At 73.2% G+C, this 20832-nt stretch carries 15 protein-coding genes; 14 read left to right on the top strand and 1 reads right to left on the bottom strand.

Annotated features, from left to right (window positions below; all coding sequences use genetic code 11):
* The first annotated feature begins 29 nt into the window (after positions 1–29).
* From metG to ACWF41_RS12235, 7 genes are all read left to right on the top strand, one after another.
* Positions 30–1649, top strand: coding sequence for a methionine--tRNA ligase (gene metG, locus ACWF41_RS12265; RefSeq protein ID WP_380324264.1), 1620 nt, complete (start codon positions 30–32; stop codon positions 1647–1649).
* Between the two features lie 2 nt (positions 1650–1651).
* Entirely contained in the window at positions 1652–2566 is a 915-nt protein-coding gene (locus tag ACWF41_RS12260) for a TatD family hydrolase (RefSeq protein WP_380324267.1), read from the top strand.
* 73 nt (positions 2567–2639) lie between these two features.
* A complete protein-coding gene (locus tag ACWF41_RS12255) occupies positions 2640–3857 on the top strand; it encodes an aggregation-promoting factor C-terminal-like domain-containing protein (RefSeq protein WP_380324270.1) in 1218 nt (405 codons plus the stop codon).
* A 184-nt stretch (positions 3858–4041) separates the two neighbouring features.
* On the top strand, positions 4042–5337 hold the full coding sequence (locus tag ACWF41_RS12250; RefSeq protein ID WP_380324273.1) for a transglycosylase family protein: 1296 nt from the start codon (positions 4042–4044) through the stop codon (positions 5335–5337).
* A gap of 368 nt (positions 5338–5705) precedes the next feature.
* Positions 5706–7073: an aggregation-promoting factor C-terminal-like domain-containing protein gene (locus ACWF41_RS12245; protein ID WP_380325896.1), complete on the top strand. Its 1368-nt coding sequence runs from the start codon at positions 5706–5708 to the stop codon at positions 7071–7073.
* 65 nt (positions 7074–7138) lie between these two features.
* Complete coding sequence (rsmA, locus tag ACWF41_RS12240) at positions 7139–8011, top strand: 16S rRNA (adenine(1518)-N(6)/adenine(1519)-N(6))-dimethyltransferase RsmA (protein ID WP_380325893.1); 873 nt, start codon at positions 7139–7141, stop codon at positions 8009–8011.
* Entirely contained in the window at positions 8008–8952 is a 945-nt protein-coding gene (locus ACWF41_RS12235; RefSeq protein ID WP_380325890.1) for a 4-(cytidine 5'-diphospho)-2-C-methyl-D-erythritol kinase, read from the top strand. The genes rsmA and ACWF41_RS12235 overlap by 4 nt, the downstream gene beginning before the upstream one ends.
* 46 nt (positions 8953–8998) lie before the next feature.
* Here the strand turns inward: ACWF41_RS12235 and ACWF41_RS12230 are convergent, their stop codons facing one another.
* Positions 8999–9982 (bottom strand): acetylxylan esterase, encoded by a 984-nt coding sequence (locus tag ACWF41_RS12230; RefSeq protein WP_380325887.1) that lies wholly within the window; start codon positions 9980–9982, stop codon positions 8999–9001.
* A 133-nt stretch (positions 9983–10115) separates the two neighbouring features.
* Here ACWF41_RS12230 and ACWF41_RS12225 point away from each other — a divergent pair, with 133 nt between their 5' ends.
* The 7 genes from ACWF41_RS12225 to ACWF41_RS12195 all read left to right on the top strand — a co-directional run bounded on the left by ACWF41_RS12225 (position 10116) and on the right by ACWF41_RS12195 (position 20694).
* Complete coding sequence (locus ACWF41_RS12225; protein WP_380325884.1) at positions 10116–11363, top strand: ROK family transcriptional regulator; 1248 nt, start codon at positions 10116–10118, stop codon at positions 11361–11363.
* 136 nt (positions 11364–11499) lie between these two features.
* Positions 11500–12858 carry an ABC transporter substrate-binding protein gene (locus tag ACWF41_RS12220; protein WP_380325881.1) on the top strand — a complete coding sequence of 453 codons (1359 nt, stop codon included), beginning with the start codon at positions 11500–11502 and terminating at the stop codon, positions 12856–12858.
* Between the two features lie 4 nt (positions 12859–12862).
* The gene (locus ACWF41_RS12215) at positions 12863–13798 is read left to right on the top strand and encodes a carbohydrate ABC transporter permease (protein ID WP_380347017.1); all 936 of its coding nucleotides are present in this window, start codon (positions 12863–12865) and stop codon (positions 13796–13798) included.
* Positions 13798–14709: a carbohydrate ABC transporter permease gene (locus ACWF41_RS12210; RefSeq protein WP_380326191.1), complete on the top strand. Its 912-nt coding sequence runs from the start codon at positions 13798–13800 to the stop codon at positions 14707–14709. Before ACWF41_RS12215 ends, ACWF41_RS12210 begins: the two co-directional genes overlap by 1 nt.
* 60 nt (positions 14710–14769) lie before the next feature.
* The gene (locus ACWF41_RS12205; RefSeq protein WP_380326194.1) at positions 14770–17835 is read left to right on the top strand and encodes an alpha-mannosidase; all 3066 of its coding nucleotides are present in this window, start codon (positions 14770–14772) and stop codon (positions 17833–17835) included.
* Positions 17836–17981: 146 nt separating this feature from the next.
* Positions 17982–19175: a glycoside hydrolase family 76 protein gene (locus ACWF41_RS12200; RefSeq protein WP_380326197.1), complete on the top strand. Its 1194-nt coding sequence runs from the start codon at positions 17982–17984 to the stop codon at positions 19173–19175.
* 172 nt (positions 19176–19347) lie between these two features.
* On the top strand, positions 19348–20694 hold the full coding sequence (locus tag ACWF41_RS12195; protein ID WP_380347015.1) for a glycoside hydrolase family 6 protein: 1347 nt from the start codon (positions 19348–19350) through the stop codon (positions 20692–20694).
* Positions 20695–20832 lie beyond the last annotated feature (138 nt).

The following is a 20832-nucleotide window of genomic DNA, read 5'->3' as shown; positions in this document are numbered from 1 at the left end:
GCCGCCGGGGCGCAACTACGATGGGCACCATGCCGGAGCCCGCGACCTTCTACCTGACGACGCCGATCTACTACGTCAACGACGCCCCCCACATCGGGCACGCGTACACGACGGTCGCGGCCGACGTCGTCACCCGCTGGCACCGCCAGCGCCAGGAGGACGTCTGGTTCCTCACCGGCACCGACGAGCACGGCGAGAAGGTGCTGCGCACCGCCGAGGCGAACGGCGTCAGCCCGCAGGAGTGGGCCGACCGCCTCGTCGAGTCGGCGTGGAAGCCCGTGCTGGAGACGCTCGACGTGCGCAACGACGACTTCATCCGCACCACGCAGGAGCGGCACGAGACCGCGGTACAGACCTTCCTGCAGGACCTGTACGACAAGGGCGAGATCTACTCCGGCTCGTACGAGGGCCCGTACTGCGTGGGCTGCGAGGAGTACAAGCTCCCGGGCGACCTGGTCGACGGCACCGGCGAGCACGAGGGCCAGAAGCTGTGCCCCATCCACCTCAAGCCGGTGGAGATGCTCGCGGAGGAGAACTACTTCTTCCGGATGAGCGCGTACGCGGACCGCCTCCTCGCGCTGTACGAGGACCACCCCGAGTTCGTGCAGCCGGCCAGCGCCCGCAACGAGGTCATCGGCTTCGTCAAGCAGGGCCTGCAGGACCTGTCGATCTCGCGGTCCACGTTCGACTGGGGCATCCCGATCCCGTGGGACGACAAGCACGTGCTGTACGTGTGGTTCGACGCGCTGCTCAACTACGCCACGGCCGTCGGCTACGGCGCCGACGACGAGGCGGCGCGGGACAAGTTCGCGCGGACGTGGCCGGCCGACGTGCACCTGGTCGGCAAGGACATCCTGCGGTTCCACGCCGTCATCTGGCCGGCGATGCTCATGGCGGCCGGGCTGCCGCTGCCGAAGCGCGTCTTCGCGCACGGCTGGCTGCTGGTGGGCGGCGAGAAGATGAGCAAGTCGCGCCTGACCGGCATCGCGCCCGCCGACATCATCGACACGTTCGGCTCGGACGCGTTCCGCTACTACTTCATGCGGACCATCGCGTTCGGCGGCGACGGCTCGTTCTCCTGGGAGGACATGGTCGCGCGCTACCACGGCGAGCTCGCCAACGGGTTCGGCAACCTCGCGTCGCGCACGGCCGCGATGATCGGCAAGTACTTCGGCGGCACGCTGCCGACCCCCGGCCCGGCCACCGACCTCGAGACGAACCTCGAGGCGGTCGCCGCGAAGGCCGTCGCCGACGCCGAGGCCGCCATCGACCGGCTGGCGATCCACGACGCCGTCGGCGCCGCCTGGACGCTCGTCGACGCGACCAACGTCTACCTCACCGAGACGCAGCCCTGGAAGGTCGCGAAGGCGGACGGCGAGACCGACGAGGACGGCCGCGGCGTCGACGGCGGCCGGCTCGCGACGTCCCTCGTGACCGCCGCGGAGGCGCTGCGCTCGCTCGCCGTGCTGCTCAACCCGGTGACGCCGAAGGCTGCCCAGGCGCTGTGGGAGGCGCTGGGCGCCGAGCCCGCGCTGGGCGCGCTCGACGCGCAGCCGGTCGCGGGCGCGGCCACGTTCGGGGCCCTGCCCGCGGGGACCACCGTGACGAAGGGCGCCGCGCTCTTCCCGCGTCTCGCCGACGACGCCTGATCGTGGCCCGCAAGCGCGAGCGCGGGTTCCCGACGGACCCGGAGCCCCTGCCCGTCCCGGTCGCGGACAACCACACGCACCTCGACGCGATCGCGGGCGTGCTCCCGGACGACGTCCCGTCGCCCAGCGTCGCCGAGCACCTCGCCCGCGCGGGGGCGGCCGGCGTGGACCGGGTCGTGCAGGTGGGCTGCGACCTGCCCGGCATCGACTGGACCGTCGACCTGCTCGGCGCGGGCCACCCGGGCGTGCTCGCCGCCGTGGCGATCCACCCCAACGAGGCCGTGCTGCACGCCGGCGTGCGGGAGGTGGGCCCGGACGGCCTCGAGCCCGACCCGGCGCCGCACCACGCCGTCCCCCTCGACGACGCGCTCGCCCGCGTGGCGCAGGCGGCGCGGTCGCACGACCGCGTGCGCGCGATCGGGGAGACGGGGATGGACCTGTTCCGCACCGGCCCCCGCGGCGAGGCGGTGCAGCGCGAGGCGTTCCGCGCGCACGTCGCCCTGGCCAAGGAGCTCGGCCTGGCGCTGCAGATCCACGACCGGGACGCGCACGCCCAGGTGATCGACGTGCTGCTGGCCGACGGCGCCCCGGAGCGCACGGTGTTCCACTGCTACTCCGGCGACGAGGAGATGGCCACCCTGGCCGCGGAGCACGGCTGGTTCCTGTCCTTCGCCGGCCCGGTGACGTACCCGAAGAACGACCACCTGCGGGCGGCGCTGCGCGCCGTGCCGCTGGACCTGGTGCTGGTCGAGACGGACGCGCCCTACCTGCCGCCGCACCCGTACCGCGGGCAGCCGAACGCCCCGTACGTCGCGGCGCACACCGTGCGGGCGATGGCCGAGGTGCTCGAGCGCCCGCTGGACGAGGTGTGCCGGTCGCTCTCGGCGACGTCCGAGCGCGTGTACGGCGCGTGGTGAGGGGGCCGGTGAGGGGCCGGTGAGCGGTCGGGGGCTTCCCCCCTGGTCACGGTTCCGTTACGGTCTGGTGCTCGTGCGGAGATCGAGGGCGGAGCGGGCGTCGGACGAGTCGACGGCCGGTCGGTCGACCCCGCGCCGCGGGGCGCTCACGGGCCCCGCGCGGCACGTCGTGCACGGTGCGGTCGTGGTCGCGCTGGTGGGCAGCACCGCCGTCGTCGCGCACGCGCACAAGTCCGTGACCATCGACTACGACGGCCGCGTCGCGACCGTCGACGCGTACGGCACCACCGTCGCCGAGGTGCTGCGCTCCCACCACATCACCCCCGGCCCGGACGACCTGGTCCAGCCCGCGGTGACGTCGGCCGCCAAGGACGGCGGCGAGGTCGTCGTGCGCTCCAGCCGCGAGGTGACCGTGGAGATCGACGGCGAGGTCACGACCTTCCCGACGACGGCGCACACGGTGGGGGAGCTGCTGGCCGCGCTCGGCCCGCGCGGCGACAAGGCGGTGACGTCGGCGTCGCGCACCGCCCCGCTGGACCGCGCCCCCGTCCGCGTCTCGACGATGAAGACGGTGCAGGTGGCCGTGGACGGCCTCGTGCTGCCGATCCGCACGACGCAGGCCACGGTCCGCGACGTCCTGGCGACGGCGCACATCACCCTCGGTGAGCAGGACCGCACGTCGGTGCCGCTCGGCGCGGCGGCCGTCGACGGCATGGTCGTGATGGTCAGCCGCGGCGACACGGACGCCGACCGGGTCACCGAGGTCGTCCCGTTCGAGACGGAGCGGGTCGAGTCCGCCGAGCTGCCGAAGGGCTACGAGGTGGTCCGCACCTCGGGCGTCCCGGGAGAGCGCGTGACCACCTACGAGGTACGCACGCTCGACGGCGCCGAGGTGCAGCGGACCGTGCTGGACCGCAAGGTGACGCGCGAGCCCGTGACCGAGGTGATCGTCGTGGGCACGCTCGACGTCTCGTCGGCGAACCCGGACCCGGGGTCCGCGAAGGCGATCGGCAAGGCGATGGCGGCCGAGCGGGGCTGGGGCGCCGACCAGTACGTCTGCCTCGAGAAGCTGTGGGACAAGGAGTCCGGCTGGCGCTGGAACGCGGAGAACCCGTCCAGCGGGGCGTACGGCATCCCGCAGGCCCTGCCTGGCACCAAGATGGCGTCCGCCGGCGCGGACTGGCGCACCAACCCGTCGACCCAGATCGAGTGGGGTCTGGGCTACATCGCGGGCCGCTACGGGACCCCGTGCGGGGCGTGGAGCCACTCGATGTCGGTCGGCTGGTACTGACCCTCGTCGCGTGACGGTCCGCGTGTGAGTCGGGTCACCTCGCTCGTCCCGACTTTTCGGACAGCGAGGGACAGAGGCGGGCATCAGTAGCGCATCCGGGCTTGGCCGATAGTCACGATCCGGTTACGGTCTTCGGAGCCACCGGATCGACCCGGACCCGACAGCCAGTCGGGCACCCGCCGTCGTGGCCGGATCGCACGACGACTGGACCTGTGTGAACTCCTCGAACGAGACTCCCCATCCCTCGGCCGAGTCGACGCTTGAGGCGTCCGACTCCGGCACCGCGACCGCGACCCGTCGCCGCCGCCTCCCGCTGATCGCGGGCCTCGCGGCAGGCGCCCTCGTCGTCGCCGGCGGGGCGGCCACCGCCTACGCCAGCGCGCACAAGAACGTGACGCTCGACATCGACGGCGAGACGAAGACCGTCCAGACCTTCTCCGGCTCCGTCGCCGGCCTGCTCGACGCCCAGGGCGTCGAGGTCGGCGAGCGCGACTCCGTCACCCCCGGCACCGACGCCGCGCTGCGCGACGGCTCCCAGGTCGTGGTGCGGACCGGCCACGAGCTCACGGTCGACGTCGACGGCCAGCAGGACGACGTGTGGGTCACCGCGCTCGACGCCGAGGAGGCGCTCCGCGGCCTCGACGCGCGCGGCTCCGACGTCTCCCTCGTCGCGTCCCGCTCCGGCGACCGCGCGTCGCTGCCCCTGCAGCTCGACGCCGACCAGCCGGTCGCCGTGGTCGCCGACGGCACCACCACGGTGGTCGACGACGGCTCCGTCGGCCTCGACGCGATCCTCCAGGGCCTCGGCCTCACCGTCGACAAGGACGACCACGTCTTCGTCGAGAGCCAGCCGGCCAAGGCCGTGGGTGACCCCGCGGTGCGCATCGTCATCGAGCGCGTCGAGACCAAGAAGGTCGCCAAGAAGGTCGCGGTCGACCACAAGTCGCGCACGGAGAAGGACTCCGACCGTTACGCCGACCTGGGCAGCAAGATCACCCAGGCGGGCAAGGACGGCGAGCGGACCCTCACCTACCGCGTGACCACCGTCGACGGCAAGGTCGTCGCGAAGAAGAAGCTCTCCGACAAGGTGACGACCAAGCCGGTCACGGAGGTCGTCGTCGAGGGCACCAAGGCTCGTCCCGAGCCGGAGCCCGAGCCGAAGACGACGTCGAGCAGCTCGTCCTCGTCCTCCTCGTCCTCCAGCGGCTCGACGACGCCCAGCAAGGACCTCGGCTCGGCGCCGGCCGGCGTGTGGGCCCAGCTCGCCCAGTGCGAGTCCGGCGGCAACCCCGCCACGAACACCGGCAACGGCTACTACGGCCTGTACCAGTTCTCGCTGCAGACGTGGCAGGCGATGGGCGGCAGCGGCCTCCCGTCGGAGAACACCGCCGCGGAGCAGACCCGGATCGCCCAGAAGCTCCAGGCCCAGTCGGGCTGGGGCCAGTGGCCCGGCTGCGCGGCCAAGCTCGGCCTGCTCTGACCCGAGCCGCCGCACCGGCCGCCTGAGCGCGACGACCGCCCGGACCGACCCCGTCGGTCCGGGCGGTCGTGCGTCGGGACGGTCGACGGGCGTGTGTCGGGGCTGTGGGGAGGGCGTGGAGTCCGTCAACGGGCGCCCGCAGGATTAGGTTCTTCATAACGAGTCGGTTACGGTCGGGTGTCCCGCATGCGAGTGCCACCGTTCAGGTGTATGCGCCGCGGCGGGCGGACCGCCGGATCGGTGGGTCGGACTCCGCGCCTCCAGGCGGGGAGGCCGGAGGCAGGCGCCGAGCGCCGCCCCGGCGTGTGACGGGTCGTCCAGGCCCGCCACCGACGACCGTGCCCGGACAGCACGACGACTGGACTCTCGTGACCCGCAGCCCCCAGACCTCGCCCACGCCTGCCGTGCCGGCCGACGACACCACCGCGACCGGCCCGACCCGCGCCCGCCGCCGCTGGCCCTTCGTGGCCGCCGCGACCGCGGCCGCCGTCGCCGTCGCGGGCGGCGCCGTCGCCTACGCGGACGCCCGCAAGACCGTCACGCTCGACGTGGACGGCGACGTGCGCACGGTGACCTCCTACTCCGACTCCGTCGACGACCTGCTCGGCTCGCAGGGCGTCACGGTCGACGACCGCGACCTCGTGACGCCCGCCGCGGGCTCCGACCTCGAGGACGGCGCCGACATCGTCGTCCGCACCGGCAAGGAGCTCGACCTCCAGGTGGACGGCAAGCGCACCGACGCCTGGGTCACCGCCCTGGACGCCGCCGAGGCGCTCGACACCCTGACCGCCCGCGGCCCCGACGTGCGCATCGTCGCCTCCCGCGACGGCGAGCGCGCCTCGCTGCCCGTGGACGTCGACACCGACGGCCCCGTGGCCGTGGTCCACGACGGCTCCGCGGACGTCGTCGAGGGCGCCGACGACGTCGAGGCCGTCCTGGCCGAGGCGGACGTGAAGCTCGGCGACAAGGACCGCGTGCACGTCACCGACGCCGCCAACGGCGAGGTGAAGAAGCACGTCGCGACCGCCGTGGCGCAGGAGCAGAAGCAGGCGGCCAAGGCCGGCGAGAAGGCCGGCGAGAAGGCCGGCACGGCCGGCGCGACGGTCGAGCAGGCCGCGGCGCAGGCCCCCGCCGCTCCGCAGGTCGCCGTCGTCGTGCAGCGCGTCGAGACCAAGAAGGTCACGACCACCAGGGCCGTCGACCACAAGACCGTGACCAAGAAGTCGGCTTCCCGGTACTCGGACCTCGACGCGAAGGTCGCGACGAAGGGCAAGGACGGCGAGCGAACGATCGTCAACCAGGTCACGACCGTCGACGGCAAGGTCGTCAAGAAGACCAAGGTGTCGGACAAGATCACGACCAAGCCCGTGACCGGCGTGCTCGTCAAGGGCACCAAGGAGCGCCCCGAGCCGGAGCCGAAGGAGCCGACGTACTCCGGCTCGACCCGGTCGATCGGCCAGCAGATGGCGGCCGCGCGCGGCTGGTCCGGCTCGCAGTGGACGTGCCTCGAGTCGCTGTGGACCAAGGAGTCGGGCTGGAACGCCTCGGCGGCCAACCCGTCGTCCGGCGCCTACGGCATCCCGCAGGCGCTGCCCGGCTCGAAGATGGCGACCGCGGGCTCCGACTGGGCGACCAACCCGGCCACCCAGATCGAGTGGGGCCTCGACTACATCTCCGGCCGCTACGGCACCCCGTGCGGTGCGTGGGGCCACTCGCAGTCCGTCGGCTGGTACTGAGTCGGTCCGGGGACACCGGACCGAACGGACCGGCACGGGGCGGGCCGCCGAATAGACTCGCCCCCATGACCGACACCCCTGGCGCCCTGCTCGGCCCTGCGGAGATCCGCGAGCTGGCAGGGCGCCTCGGCGTGCGCCCCACCAAGCAGCTCGGGCAGAACTTCGTGCACGACGGCGGCACGGTGCGCAAGATCGTCCGCGCGGCCGGCCTGCGCCCGGGGGAGCGGGTGGTCGAGATCGGGCCCGGCCTGGGGTCGCTGACCCTCGGGCTGCTGGAGGCCGGCGCGTCCGTCGTCGCGGTCGAGATCGACCCGGTGCTGGCGGGCCAGATCGCCGAGACGGTGCGCAAGCACGCCCCCGAGGCCGACTTCGAAGTGGTGCCCGCCGACGCCCTCGAGGTCACGGAGCTGCCCGGGGAGCCGCCCACGGCGCTCGTCGCGAACCTCCCGTACAACGTCGCCGTGCCGGTGCTGCTCACCTTCCTGCAGCGGTTCCCCAGCCTGGAGAAGGTGCTCGTGATGGTGCAGGCGGAGGTGGCCGACCGCCTCGCCGCCGGCCCCGGGTCGCGCACCTACGGGGTGCCGTCCGTGAAGGCGGCCTGGTACGCCGACGCGCGCCGGTCGCTCAACGTCAGCCGGCACGTGTTCTGGCCGGAGCCCAACGTGGACTCCGCGCTCGTGTGGCTCGAGCGGCGCGACCCGCCCGCGACCACCGCGACGCGCGAGCAGGTGTTCGCCGTCGTCGACGCCGCCTTCGCGCAACGCCGCAAGACCCTGCGCGCCGCCCTCTCCGGCACCTTCGGCTCCGGGGCCGCGGCCGAGGAGGCGCTGCGCGCCGCCGGCGTCGACCCCGGCCTCCGGGGCGAGCGCCTCGAGGTCGCCGACTTCGCGCGCATCGCCGAGCAGCTTCCCGTCGCGGCTGGCACGGTGGACGCGTGACCCACCTCGCCGCCGCGCCGTCGCCGTCGGTCCGCGTGCGCGCGCCCGGGAAGGTGAACCTGTCGCTGCGCGTCGGCGCGGTGCAGGAGGACGGGTACCACCCGCTGGCGACGATCTTCCAGGCCGTCGCCCTCTACGAGGAGGTCACGGCCACGCAGGTGCCCGAGGGCTCCGGCGTGACGATCACCGTCGAGGGCCCGCAGGCCGACCAGGTGCCGGTGGACGGGGCGAACCTCGCCTGGCGGGCGGCGGTCGCCGTGGCGGAGCGGGTCGGCACGGCTCCCGACGTCGCGCTGCACCTGGCCAAGGGCGTACCCGTGGCCGGAGGCATGGCGGGCGGCTCGGCCGACGCCGCCGCGACGCTCGTCGCCTGCGACGCGCTGTGGCAGACGGGTCTGGGCCGCGACGACCTGACCGAGCTCGCCGCGGGCCTCGGGTCCGACGTCCCCTTCGCGCTGCTGGGGCACACCGCCGTCGGCACCGGCCGCGGCCACCTGCTGACGCCGGCGATGACGCGCGGAGAGTTCCACTGGGTGTTCGCCACGCAGGCCGAGGGCCTGTCGACGCCCGCCGTGTACGGCCGGTTCGACGAGCTCGCGTCCGGCTCCGGGCGGACGCCGGACGAGCCCGCGATCGAGGCCGACACCGGCCTGATGCAGGCGCTGCGCGCGGGCGACGCGCACGCCCTCGGCGCCGCCTTGCACAACGACCTCGAGCCGGCCGCGCTGTCGCTGCGTCCCGAGCTGGAGCGCACCCTCGCCGTCGCGCGCGAGGCCGGGGCGCTGGGCGCCTTCGTGTCCGGCTCCGGGCCCACCGTCGCCGCGCTCGCCCGGTCGCGCCAGCACGCGCTCGCCGTCGCCGCGTCATGGACCGCCGAGGGCGCCGCCGACTCCGTGTGGTGCACGTCCGGCCCCGCCCACGGCGCCCGCCTGCTGCCCTGACCCTGCCGCCGCTCCCCCGGGGAGGGATCGAGCGTGGCAGCGCCCGTCAGAGGTGCTTGCCCAGCCACGAGAGGGTCGGGGCGAAGCGGTAGCCCTGGCCCCCCTCGTGGCGGTTGTAGGGGTAGACGTCGATCGCCTTGTCGGGCGCGGTGCCGCCCAGCGCGCCCCACTGGTTGTACGCGGCGTAGACGGTGGACGGCGGGCAGACGTCGTCGCGCAGCGCGGTCGAGAACAGGCCGGCGGCGCGGGCCCGACGGGCGAACGAGACGCCGTCCAGGTAGGAGAAGGTGCGCCAGACGGCGTCCTCGTGCTCGCGGTGCACGGACAGGTACTGCGTGATCTCGCCGTACGGGAAGGCGTCGGAGATCTGCACCGCCCGGCGGTAGTGGCACAGGAACGGCACGTTCGGGACGGCGGCGGCGAGGTCCGGCACGAGCCCGGCCACGGCGATCGCGATGCCGCCGCCCTGGCTGGTGCCCATGACGGCGACGCGCGCGGGGTCGACGCCCTCGACGTGGCGCACCGCGTCCACGGCCCGCACACCGTCGGTGAAGACGCGCCGGTAGTAGTGGTCGTGCGGGTCGAGCACGCCGCGGGTCATGAAGCCGGGGGAGGCGGGGCCGCTGCCCACCGGGTCGGGGGTGTCGCCGCCGTGGCCCCAGCCGGAGCCCTGCCCGCGAGTATCCATGACGAGGTGCGCGTATCCCGCCGCGGCGAGGCCGAGGTGGTCGTGCGCCAGGCCGCGCCCGCCGCCGTACCCGACGAACTCGACGACGGCCGGCAGGGGGCCGTCCGCGCGGGCAGGGCGCGTCAGCCACGCCTTGACCGGCTGGCCGTCGAACCCGGGGAACGTCACGTCGTCGACGACGAGCTCCGTGAGACCGGTGTCCGCGCGCTCGAGCGTGGGGGCGTCGTCGTGCGCCCGGGACCCGACGAGCGTCTGCGACCAGAAGTCGTCGAAGTCGGCGGGCTCGTCGATGGTCGGGACGTAGGCCTCGAGCTCGGGCACGGGCAGGTCGAACTGCGCCATCGGGTTCCTCCGGGACTTCCTGCGGCTCTGCGGTGTCGGCTGCACTGTAGCGGCCGGGCAGGGAGCGTGGAGAACGTTTCCCCTCGTCGGACGTCTACGCTGCACCCCATCGGACGGACGGGGTGAGGACAGGGTGCGTCGCGGGACGAATCTGCCGCGGGTCGGCGACTTCAACCAGATGGTGGTGCTCGACCAGGTGCGGCGGGCGTCGCACGGGACCAGCCGCAGCGAGCTCGCCGCGGGGACGGGGCTGTCCTTGCAGGCGGTGTCGAACATCGTCGCGCGGCTCATCGCGCACGGGTACGTCGTGGAGGGGGAGCGGCGGTCGGTCGGCCGCGGCAAGCCCCGCACGATGCTCTACCTCGACCCGCGGGGTGCGTACGCGCTGGGTACCCACATCGACCCGGTGGTCGTGACGTCGGTGCTCGTCGACCTCGACGGGCGCACCGTGGAGAAGGTCGTGGAGCCGACGCCGGTCGGTCCCGAGGCCGTGGCGGCCGCGGTCGCGGCGGCGACGGACGCGATGCTCCGGCGCGCGGGCGTGGACCGGGAGGCGGTGCTCGGCCTGGGCGTGGCCGCCCCCGGGCCCGTCGACCTCGACGCCGGCACCGTGATCCGGCCGCCTCTGCTGGACGGCTGGGACGAGGTGCCGGTGCGCGACCTCCTGGCCGCCGCGACCGGCTTCGACGTCGTGCTCGGCAAGGACGTGTCGGCGGCGATGGTGGCCGAGCTGTGGCGCGGCAACCGGATGCTGCAGGGCACGTCCCTCTTCTTCTACTCGGGCTTCGGCGTGGCCGTCGCGGTGGCGCACGACGGCGAGCTGCTGTCGGGCACGTCGCGCAACGCCGGCGAGGTGGGGCACCTCGTGGTCGACAGCGACGGCCCGCTGTGCGGCTGCGGCAACCGCGGCTGCATCGGCGTCTCCGCGGCGCCGGCCACGCTCGTCGCGGAGGCGGTCGAGCGCGGCGTCCTGCCGCCCGGCACGCCCGCGTCGTCGCCTCGTGAGCTCGACGCCGCGCTGACGACGCTGTGCCGGCACGCCGCCGACGGCGACGCCGTCGCGACGGGGATCCTCGAGGTGTCCGCGCGGCGCGTGGCCCGGGGGATCACGGTGGTGGCGGACCTCGTGGACGCGGGGGTCGTGGTGTTCGGCGGCCCGGCGTGGGACCGCCTCGCCCCGCACTACCTGCCGGTGGTGCGGCGCGAGCTGACGCTGCAGTCGTCGTTGCGCGAGGTGCACCCCGTGGAGGTGCTGGGCTCCGCCGTCGGCGACCACGTGGGCGCGGTGGGTGCGGCCAGCCTGGTGCTGGACGGACTCTTCACCCCGCGGCCCTCGGGGCTCGTCGGCGCCGCGCCCTCGCAGGCCGCCGCGCGCGCATAGCCCACCGTCCGTCGTCCCGCCCCCTGATGGCCCCGCCGGCCGCGCCCGCCCTTGACATGGTTAACTCCATTCGCTTGAGTTAATCGCGTCAGCCGGCCCGGCGTCGTCGGGCCACTCATGTGGGCAAAGGAGCACCATGCGACTGGCACGACCCCTCGCCGCGGGCACCGCGGTCACGGCACTCGTCCTCACCCTCGGCGCCTGCGGTTCCGGGGACGGCGGGGGCGACGGCGACGCGACGATCAAGATCGCCTACCAGAAGTTCGGCAACTTCACGCAGGCCGACGAGCTGTTCAAGGACGTCAAGGCCGAGTACGAGAAGGAGAACCCCGACGTCACGATCGAGCTCGTGCCGATCGAGGCCAGCCAGAACGACTACTTCACCAAGCTCGCGCTCATGAACCGGGCACCGGCCACCGCACCCGACCTCATGTACGAGGACACGTTCATGATCAAGTCGGACGTCGAGGCCGGGTACCTGCTGCCGATGGACGACTACCTCGCCGACTGGGAGGACTGGGGCCAGTTCGTGGACCAGGCCAAGCAGGCCGGCCTGGGCGACGACGGCAAGACGTACGGCGTCCCGATGGGCACCGACACCCGCGGCCTGTGGTTCAACAAGGACGTCCTCGCGAAGGCCGGGCTGCCCGACGACTGGGCGCCGAAGAGCTGGGACGAGCTGCTCGAGGCCGCCCGCGCGATCAAGAAGGCGGAGCCGGACGTCATCCCGCTCAACGTCTACTCGGGCAAGCCGATGGGCGAGGGCTCGACGATGCAGGGCTTCGAGATGCTGTTGTACGGAACGGGCGGCACGCTCTACGACACCGACTCCTCGAAGTGGGTCGTCGGTTCGCAGGAGTTCCTGGACTCGCTCGACTTCATCAAGACCATCTACACCGAGGGCCTTGCCCCGACGCCGCAGCAGGCGCTCGACCCGAACGTGGGCAACACCGTCTCCGCGGAGTGGCTGCCGAAGGGCAAGCTCGGCATCTCGCTCGACGGCTCGTGGATGCCCGGCACCTGGCTCGAGGCGGGCACGGCGCCCTGGCCCGAGTGGACGGACGTCATGGGCACGGCCGCCATGCCGACCCAGGAGGGCCAGGCACCCGGCGCGGTGAGCATGTCGGGCGGCTGGACGATGGCGATCGGCGCCGGATCCAAGAACCCCGACGTGGCGTTCGACGTCCTCACGCACGCCCTCGACAAGGAGAACTCCCTGCGGTTCGCGATCGACAACAGCCAGATCGCGGTGCGCACCGACGTCGCCGCCGAGCCCTCGTACGCCGAGGCGAACCCGACGGTGCCGTTCTTCTCCGACCTCGTCGAGGTGACGAACTTCCGCCCCGCCACGTCCGACTACGCCCAGATCTCCAACGCGATCCAGGTCGCCATGGAATCGGTGATGACCGGCCAGCAGTCGCCCGAGGAGGCGGCTGCCGTCTACGACAAGGCCGTGATCGCCCAGGTCGGCGAAGAGAACACGACGAACGGCTGACGACGTGACCGCCCTCGCCCCCGCGCCCGCCGCGGCGCCGGGCGCGGGGCCGCGGACGGTGCGGCGCACTCCGGTGCGCCGCACCGCCGGCCGCCTCGTGCCGCTGCTCCCCGCCGTCGTCCTGCTCGCCCTGTTCATGCTCGGGCCGGTCGTCTGGTCGTTCTACGGCTCGTTCACCAACGCGGCGCTCACCGGACCGAACGCGCTCGCGCCCGAGTGGGTGGGGCTGGACAACTACGTCGCGCTGCTCAGCGACCCGGACTTCCCGAAGGCCCTGTGGCTGACGGTGCTGTTCGTGATCGCGTCGGCCGTGATCGGCCAGAACGTCGCCGGGCTCGGGCTCGCGATGCTCATGCGGTCCGCGCTGAAGCCCGTGCGGACCGCCGTCTCGACGCTGGTCGTGACGGCGTGGGTGCTGCCCGAGATCGTCGCGGCCTTCGCGGCCTACGCCTTCTTCCACGCCGACGGCACGCTGAACTCGCTGCTCGCGGGCGTCGGGATCAGCGGCCCGGACTGGCTGTTCGACTACCCCATGCTCGCCGTCATCCTCGCCAACGTGTGGCGCGGCACCGCCTTCTCGATGATGGTCTACTCCGCCGCGATCTCGGAGGTGCCGCCCGAGATCACCGAGGCGGCGACCGTCGACGGCGCCAACGGCTGGCAGCGGCTCGTGTGGGTCACGCTGCCCACGATCCGCCGCAGCATCTCGACCAACCTCATGCTCACGACGCTGCAGACGCTGTCCGTGTTCACCCTCATCTACGTGATGACGGGCGGCGGCCCCGGCACCGACAGCTCGACGCTGCCGATCCTCGCCTACCAGGAGGCGTTCAAGTTCGCCCAGGTCGGCTACGGCACGGCGATCGCCACGGTGATGCTGGTCATCGGCGCCGTGTTCGCCGTCGTGTACATCCGCAGCCTGAAGCCGGAGGTCGACTGATGGCCCGGACCGTTCCCGCGCCCACGCCGGACGTCGCACTCGCGCCTGTGCCGCCGGCCCGACGTCGCACCTCGCCGTCCGTCGCCGCGCCCGGCCCCCGCGCCGCGCGCGGACTGTCGAACGCCGTGCTCGTCGTCGTCGGCGTGTGCTTCCTGCTGCCGCTCGGCTGGATCGTGCTCGCGTCGCTCGACGCGAGCGCCACCCTGGCCGTCCGGCTCCCCGAGGAGTTCACGCTCGCGAACTACACGGCCGTCATGACCCCCGAGCAGACGTGGGTGCCGCTGGCCAACGCGTCCCTGCTGTCGGCGGGCACCGGGCTCATCACGGTGGTCGCGTCCGTGCTGGCGGCCTACCCGCTGTCGCGCTACAAGATGCGCTTCAACAAGCCGTTCATGTACGCCGTCCTGTTCGGCACCTGCCTGCCGATCACGGCCATGATGGTGCCGGTCTACTCGCTGTTCGTGCGGCTCAACCTGCTCGACTCGCTGCCGGGCACCACGTTCTTCATGGCCGCCACGTCGCTGCCGATGGCGATCTGGATGACGAAGAACTTCATGGACTCCGTGCCGATCTCCCTGGAGGAGGCGGCGTGGACCGACGGCGCGTCTGCGATGACCACGCTGCGCACCATCGTGCTGCCGCTCATGCGCCCGGGCATCGCCGTCGTGTTCATCTTCGTGTTCATCCAGGCCTGGGGGAACTTCTTCGTCCCCTTCGTGCTGCTGCTGACCCCCGAGAAGCAGCCGGCAGCCGTGAGCATCTTCGCCTTCTTCGGCCAGTACGGGTCGGTCGCCTACGGCCAGCTCGCGGCCTACTCGATGCTCTACTCCATCCCCGCGGTCGCGCTCTACGTGCTCGTCTCGCGGCTCTCCGGCGGCTCGTTCGCGCTCGCCGGAGCGGTCAAGGGCTGACTCCGCCCTGCCGTCGCACCACCCGCCCCACTGCCCCACCCCGTCCCAGGAGCCTGATCCATGCACGACACCACCACCCGCACCACCATGCGCCTCCAGCGCTTCGTCAAGGACTGGCTCGAGCCCGCCGTCCTGCGCGAGACCCGTCCGCTCGACGTCGAGGCGTGGACCGTCGGCGGGGAGCCGGTGCCGTTCGCCGAGGCGGTCCGCGCCACGTACGCGCCGTTCGCGATCGGCGCCCCGTGGGGCCGCCCGTGGGACACCACGTGGTTCCACGTGACCGGCGACGTCCCCGCGGGCTGGACCGGTGACGCGGCGCCCGCCGGGACGCGCGTCGAGCTACTCGTCGACCTCGGCTTCACCGGCGCCGGGCCGGGCTTCCAGGCCGAGGGCACCGCGTGGACGCCGGACGGCCGCATCATCAAGGCCGTCGAGCCCCGCAACCAGCACGTGCCGCTCGTCGCCGGCCAGGCCCTGGACGGCGCCGGCCGCGTCGACGTCTTCCTCGAGGCCGCCGCCAACCCCGACGTCCCGGGCGGGGCCTGGACGCGGCCCACCCGGATGGGGGCCTGGGAGACCTCCGGGCCCGACCCGATCTACGCCCTGCGCACCATGCACGTGGCCCTCGTGGACACGACGGTGTGGGAGCTGCTGCAGGACGTGCGCGCCCTGCACGGGCTGGTGCGTGTGCTGCCCGGCACCACGCCCCGCGCCGCCGAGGTGCTGCGCGCGCTGGAGGACATGCTCGACGCCGTCGACCCGGACGACGTGTCCGGCACCGCCGCCGCGGGCCGTGCGGCGCTCGCCCCGGCCCTGGCGGCCCCGGCCGCCGCGTCGGCGCACCGCGTGCACGCCGTCGGGCACGCGCACATCGACTCCGCGTGGCTGTGGCCCACGCGCGAGACGGTGCGCAAGTGCGCGCGCACGTTCTCCAACGTGCTGTCCCTCATGGACGAGGACCCCGACGTGAAGTTCGCGTGCTCCTCGGCGCAGCAGTACTCGTGGGTGCAGGAGCACTTCCCGGAGCTGTTCGAGCGGATCCGCGAGCGGGTCCGCGAGGGCCGGTTCGTGCCCGTCGGCGGCATGTGGGTCGAGTCGGACACCAACATGCCGGGCGGCGAGGCGCTGGCCCGCCAGCTCGTGGCCGGCAAGCGGTACTTCATCGAGGAGCTGGGCGTGGAGCCCAAGGAGGTGTGGCTGCCGGACTCCTTCGGGTACACGGCGGCCCTGCCGCAGCTCGCCCGGCTGGCGGGCAGCGACAACTTCCTCACGCAGAAGATCTCGTGGAACGACACGAACACGATGCCGCACCACACCTTCTGGTGGGAGGGCATCGACGGGTCGCGGGTGTTCACGCACTTCCCGCCGGTGGACACCTACAACTCGGACCTGAGCGCCGAGGAGTTGGCCCGCGCGGAGCGGCAGTACGCCGAGAAGGGCCGCGCCAACACGTCGCTCGTGCCGTTCGGCTTCGGCGACGGCGGCGGCGGCCCCACCCGCGAGATGGTGGCCGCGGCCCGCCGCACCCACGACCTCGAGGGCTCGCCGCGCGTCGAGCTGTCCGACTCGCAGGCGTTCTTCGACGCCGCGCGCGCCGAGTACGCCGCCCCGCCCACGTGGACGGGGGAGATGTACCTCGAGTACCACCGCGGCACCTACACGTCGCAGGCCCGCACCAAGCGCGGCAACCGCCGCAGCGAGCACCTGCTGCGCGAGGCCGAGCTGTGGGCCTCGACGGCGGCGGTGCGGGTCGGGGCGGACTACCCCGCCGAGCGCCTCCAGCGGCTGTGGCGCACCGTGCTGCTGCAGCAGTTCCACGACATCCTGCCCGGGTCGTCCATCGCGTGGGTGCACCGCGAGGCCGAGCGCAACTACGCCGAGGTCGCCCGCGAGCTCGAGGAGATCATCGACGACGCCCTGCGCGCCCTCGTCGGCGAGGGCGACCGGCCGGTCGCCGTCAACGCCGGGCCGTTCGCGCGCGCCGGCGTCGCCGGGCTCGGGGCCACCGCCCTCGACGCGCCGCGCGGGGCGGGGACCGTGGCTCCGGTGCCCGCTCAGGTGGCCGACGCCGACGGCTGGGTGCTCGAGAACGACCTGGTGCGCATCGTCGTCGACGGGAACGGGCACGTCGTGTCGGCCGTCGACCGGGCGACCGCGCGCGAGGCGGTCCTGCCGGGCGCGAGGGCGAACCTGCTCCAGCTGCACCGCGACGTCCCCAACGAGTGGGAGGCGTGGGACATCGACGAGCACTACCGCCGCGCCACCACCGACCTCGCGGACGTGGCGAAGATCGAGGTCGTCGCCACCGACGCCGGCCCCGCGCTGCGGGTGCTGCGCGAGTTCGGGTCGTCGCGCGTCGAGCAGGACCTCGCGCTCCCCGCGGACGGTCGCGGCCTGCGCATCACCACCCGCGTCGACTGGCACGAGCGGCAGAAGCTCCTCAAGCTCGCGTTCCCGCTCGACGTGCGCGCCGAGCGCGCGACGTCGGAGATCCAGTTCGGGCACGTGCACCGGCCCACGCACGTCAACACGTCGTGGGACCACGCACGGTTCGAGACCGTCGCGCACCGGTGGGTGCACGTGGGGGAGCCGGGCTTCGGCGTCGCCGTCGCCAACGACTCCACGTACGGGCACGACATCACCCGCACCCGCACCGACGACGCGACCGACGCCCAGGGTGCCCGCGGTACCACGGTGCGCCTGTCGCTGCTGCGCGCGCCGATGTTCCCGGACCCCGACGCCGACCAGGGCGAGCACGAGCTGACCTGCGAGCTCGTCGTCGGCGCCGGCATCGACGACGCCATCGAGGCGGGCTACGCCCTCAACCTCCCCGAGCGCGTCGTCGCCGGCGACCACGGCGTCGAGCCGCTCGTCGCGGTGGACGACGACGCCGTCGTCGTGGAGGCCGTCAAGCTCGCCGAGGACGGCAGCGGCGACGTCGTCGTGCGGCTGTACGAGAGCCGCGGCGGGCGCACCCGGGCCCGCGTCACGCCGGCGTTCGAGCACACCGGCGTGGTCGTGACCGACCTGCTGGAGCGGGAGCTGGACGCCGCGCAGCGCGACGGGGACGACGTGCTCCTCGAGCTGTCCCCGTTCCAGGTGGTCACGCTGCGCGTGCGCCGCTGACGTCATCCACCGCGAGGTAGTTCGCGTTTCCGCGAGGTAGTTCGCGGCTCCGTGGGGTGGGCAGCCCTGCTGGGGCCGGCCTGAACTACCTCGCGGAAACGCGAACTACCTCGCGGGACCGAGCACCACCGAGCGAAGGAGTGACGATGAGGTTCACCAGAGCAGTCGGTACGGTCGCCACGCTGGCGTGCGTGATGGGGGCGGCGGCGGTCGCGCCGGCGTCCGCCGACGACGCGGGAGGGCACGGGCCCGGCGTGTCGCCGCGCACGCAGGAGGCGCGGGCGGTGGCCAGCTACGAGGCGATGCAGGAGCACCTGTACGCCGATGACGGGTCGTCGCTGTACCTGGAGCACCACCCGAGCAAGGCGGACGACCGGACGTACTCGTTCGAGTGGCCGTTCTCGCAGGCGCACATCGCGACGCTCGACCTCGCGGGCATCCCCGGCGCCACGGGCCGCGGGTTCGCCGACGACCTCGTCGACCGCGGCGTCGGGCAGGAGCGGTACTGGAACGCGGGCGGCGGCACGACCGGTCTGCCCGGCTACGACTCCTATCCCCGCGCCCCGTACGGCGACGGCGGGGACATGTTCTACGACGACAACGAGTGGGTCGCCCTCGCGAAGGTGCAGCAGTACCTCGACACGGGGGACCAGGACGCCCTGAGCCGGGCGAAGGAGATCTTCGCGCTCGTCGAGTCCGGGTGGGACACCGACCCGAGCCACCCCGCGCCCGGCGGCGTCTTCTGGACCCAGGCGACGTGGAGCACGGACCGCAACACCGTCTCCACGATGCCCGGCGCGCAGCTCGCCACCCGGCTGTACCTGATCACGGGGGAGCAGCACTACCTGCGCTGGGCCGAGCGGATGACGGACTGGACCGACCGTTACCTGCTCGCCCCCGACGGCCTCTACTGGGACAACATCAAGCTCGACGGCTCCATCGACACCACCCACTGGTCGTACAACCAGGGCGTGCCGGTGGGCACCTACACCCTCCTGTACGAGGCGACGGGCAAGGAGGAGTACCTGCGCAGGGCGGAGGCGGTCGCGCGGGCGTCGTACCGCTACTACGTCACCGAGGGACGCCTCGACGGGCAGCCCATGTTCTTCAACTCCATCTGGTTCAAGAACCTCCTGCTGCTGGAGTCGGTCACGGGAGGGGACACCTACCGCGACGCCATGGCTGACTACGCGGACGCGCAGTGGCGCGACGTGCGTGACCCGGAGACGGGGCTGTTCCCCGCGGACGGCGAGACCACCGAGCTGCTCGGCCAGGCCGCCATGGTGCAGATCTACGCCACCCTCGCGTGGCCGCGCGGCAAGGCGTCGATCCTGTACTGACCACGGGCGGTCGGCACGTCGCCGCGGGCCGGCGCCCGCGGCGACGTGCCTTGACCGACGGGGACCGGTCGTGGTGTGCTCACGCCACCGCGTGGACGTCTCTTCTCGCCAGCATGGGTGTGGGAGCGCTCCCACGGTGTTCATCTCTCGATGATGTGAGGAGACCATGACGATGACGTCATCCATCCGGCGCTCGCGCGCCGTCGCGCTCACCGCGGCACTGCTCGTCGCCGTGGCCGGGCTGACCGCCGCGCCGACGGCCACGGCACACGGCCCAGGGGGCAGCGGGCACGGCCACGGCACCAGCCATGGCAACGGGCACGGGAACGGGCACGGCAAGGGTCACGACCGCTGGGACGCCGAGCTCGGCGGCATCTACGTCGACCCGCAGAGCTCGACCGTCGAGCACGCCGCGGGCCTCGAGGGGCAGGCGCGCGAGGACGCGCTGCGGCTCGCTCGCATCCCGTCGGCCACCTGGTTCACCGACGGCACCCCGCGCAAGGTGCGCCGCGAGGCGTCCGACCTCGTGACCCGCGCGGACAAGGCCGACGCGGTGCCGGTGCTCGTCGCCTACAACATCCCGTACCGCGACTGCTCCCTGTACTCGGCCGGCGGCGCCGCGGACGGCGACGCGTACGCGCGCTGGATCGAAGGGCTCGCCGCCGGGATCGGGAAGCGCGAGGCCATCGTCGTCGTCGAGCCGGACGGGCTGGGCGTCATCCCGTGGCACGAGGACATCAACGGGAACCTGGAGAGCTGCCGGCCCGACGAGCTCGACCCGGCCACCGCCGCCGACCAGCGCTTCGCGCAGCTCTCCCACGCGGTCGACGTCCTGTCGGCCCTGCCTCGCACGAAGGTCTACCTCGACGGCACCGGCAGCAGCTGGCTCAGCCCCGGCGACGCCGCCATCCGCCTCACCCGGGCGAACGTCGCCCAGGCCGACGGCTTCTTCATCAACGTCTCCAACTACGAGAGCGACGCCCGCCTCGCGCACTACGCGAGCTGGGTCAGCGACTGCCTCGCCCTCACCAGCCGCTCCTCCTTCCCCGCGACGTCGTGCCAGAGCCAGTACTGGCCCGCGACGTTCGACGACACCTCCACCTGGAACCTCACGGACGCCACCTACGACCAGGCGTTCGCCGACCAGGGTCTGGTGCGCGACGTCGCGACCCAGAAGCACGCGATCCTCGACACCAGCCGCAACGGGCAGGGGTCCTGGGCCGCCCCCGCGGGCAAGTACACGGACGCCGAGGTGTGGTGCAACCCGCCCGGCCGCGGGCTCGGCCAGCTGCCGAACCTCGACGTCGAGGACCCGTACGTCGACGCGCGCCTGTGGATCAAGGTGCCCGGCGAGTCCGACGGCGAGTGCTTCCGCGGCACCGGCGGCCCGCTCGACCCCGAGCGCGGCATGCAGGACCCGGCCGCCGGCGCATGGTTCCCCGAGCAGGCGCGCGAGCTCATCGAGCTCGCGAACCCCGCCCTGCCTGCCGCGTCGTCCAGGCCGGGGCACCTGCGCTGACGGGTGACCCTCGAGCACGGGATCTGTCGCGGCATCCGGCCCGATGCGGCACCTGAGCTGATGGTTTAAAGCGACTCCCCTCCTTTGGTGGGAGACCTCCCCGGCGCGGAAAGCACCGCGCTGGACATCGGTACCCGC

The sequence above is a fragment of the Isoptericola sp. NPDC055063 genome (genome assembly GCF_053608125.1).
This window is presented reverse-complemented; position numbering and strand designations above follow the sequence as displayed.

What these genes read in the sequence shown, in the direction of transcription:
- metG (WP_380324264.1), top strand. Translation starts at nt 30, where the DNA reads ATGCCGGAGCCCGCGACCTTCTACCTGACGACGCCGATCTACTACGTC.
- rsmA (WP_380325893.1), top strand. Translation starts at nt 7,139, where the DNA reads ATGACCGACACCCCTGGCGCCCTGCTCGGCCCTGCGGAGATCCGCGAG.
- ACWF41_RS12230 (WP_380325887.1), bottom strand. Translation starts at nt 9,982, where the DNA reads ATGGCGCAGTTCGACCTGCCCGTGCCCGAGCTCGAGGCCTACGTCCCG.
- ACWF41_RS12220 (WP_380325881.1), top strand. Translation starts at nt 11,500, where the DNA reads ATGCGACTGGCACGACCCCTCGCCGCGGGCACCGCGGTCACGGCACTC.
- ACWF41_RS12210 (WP_380326191.1), top strand. Translation starts at nt 13,798, where the DNA reads ATGGCCCGGACCGTTCCCGCGCCCACGCCGGACGTCGCACTCGCGCCT.
- ACWF41_RS12205 (WP_380326194.1), top strand. Translation starts at nt 14,770, where the DNA reads ATGCACGACACCACCACCCGCACCACCATGCGCCTCCAGCGCTTCGTC.
- ACWF41_RS12200 (WP_380326197.1), top strand. Translation starts at nt 17,982, where the DNA reads ATGAGGTTCACCAGAGCAGTCGGTACGGTCGCCACGCTGGCGTGCGTG.
- ACWF41_RS12195 (WP_380347015.1), top strand. Translation starts at nt 19,348, where the DNA reads ATGACGTCATCCATCCGGCGCTCGCGCGCCGTCGCGCTCACCGCGGCA.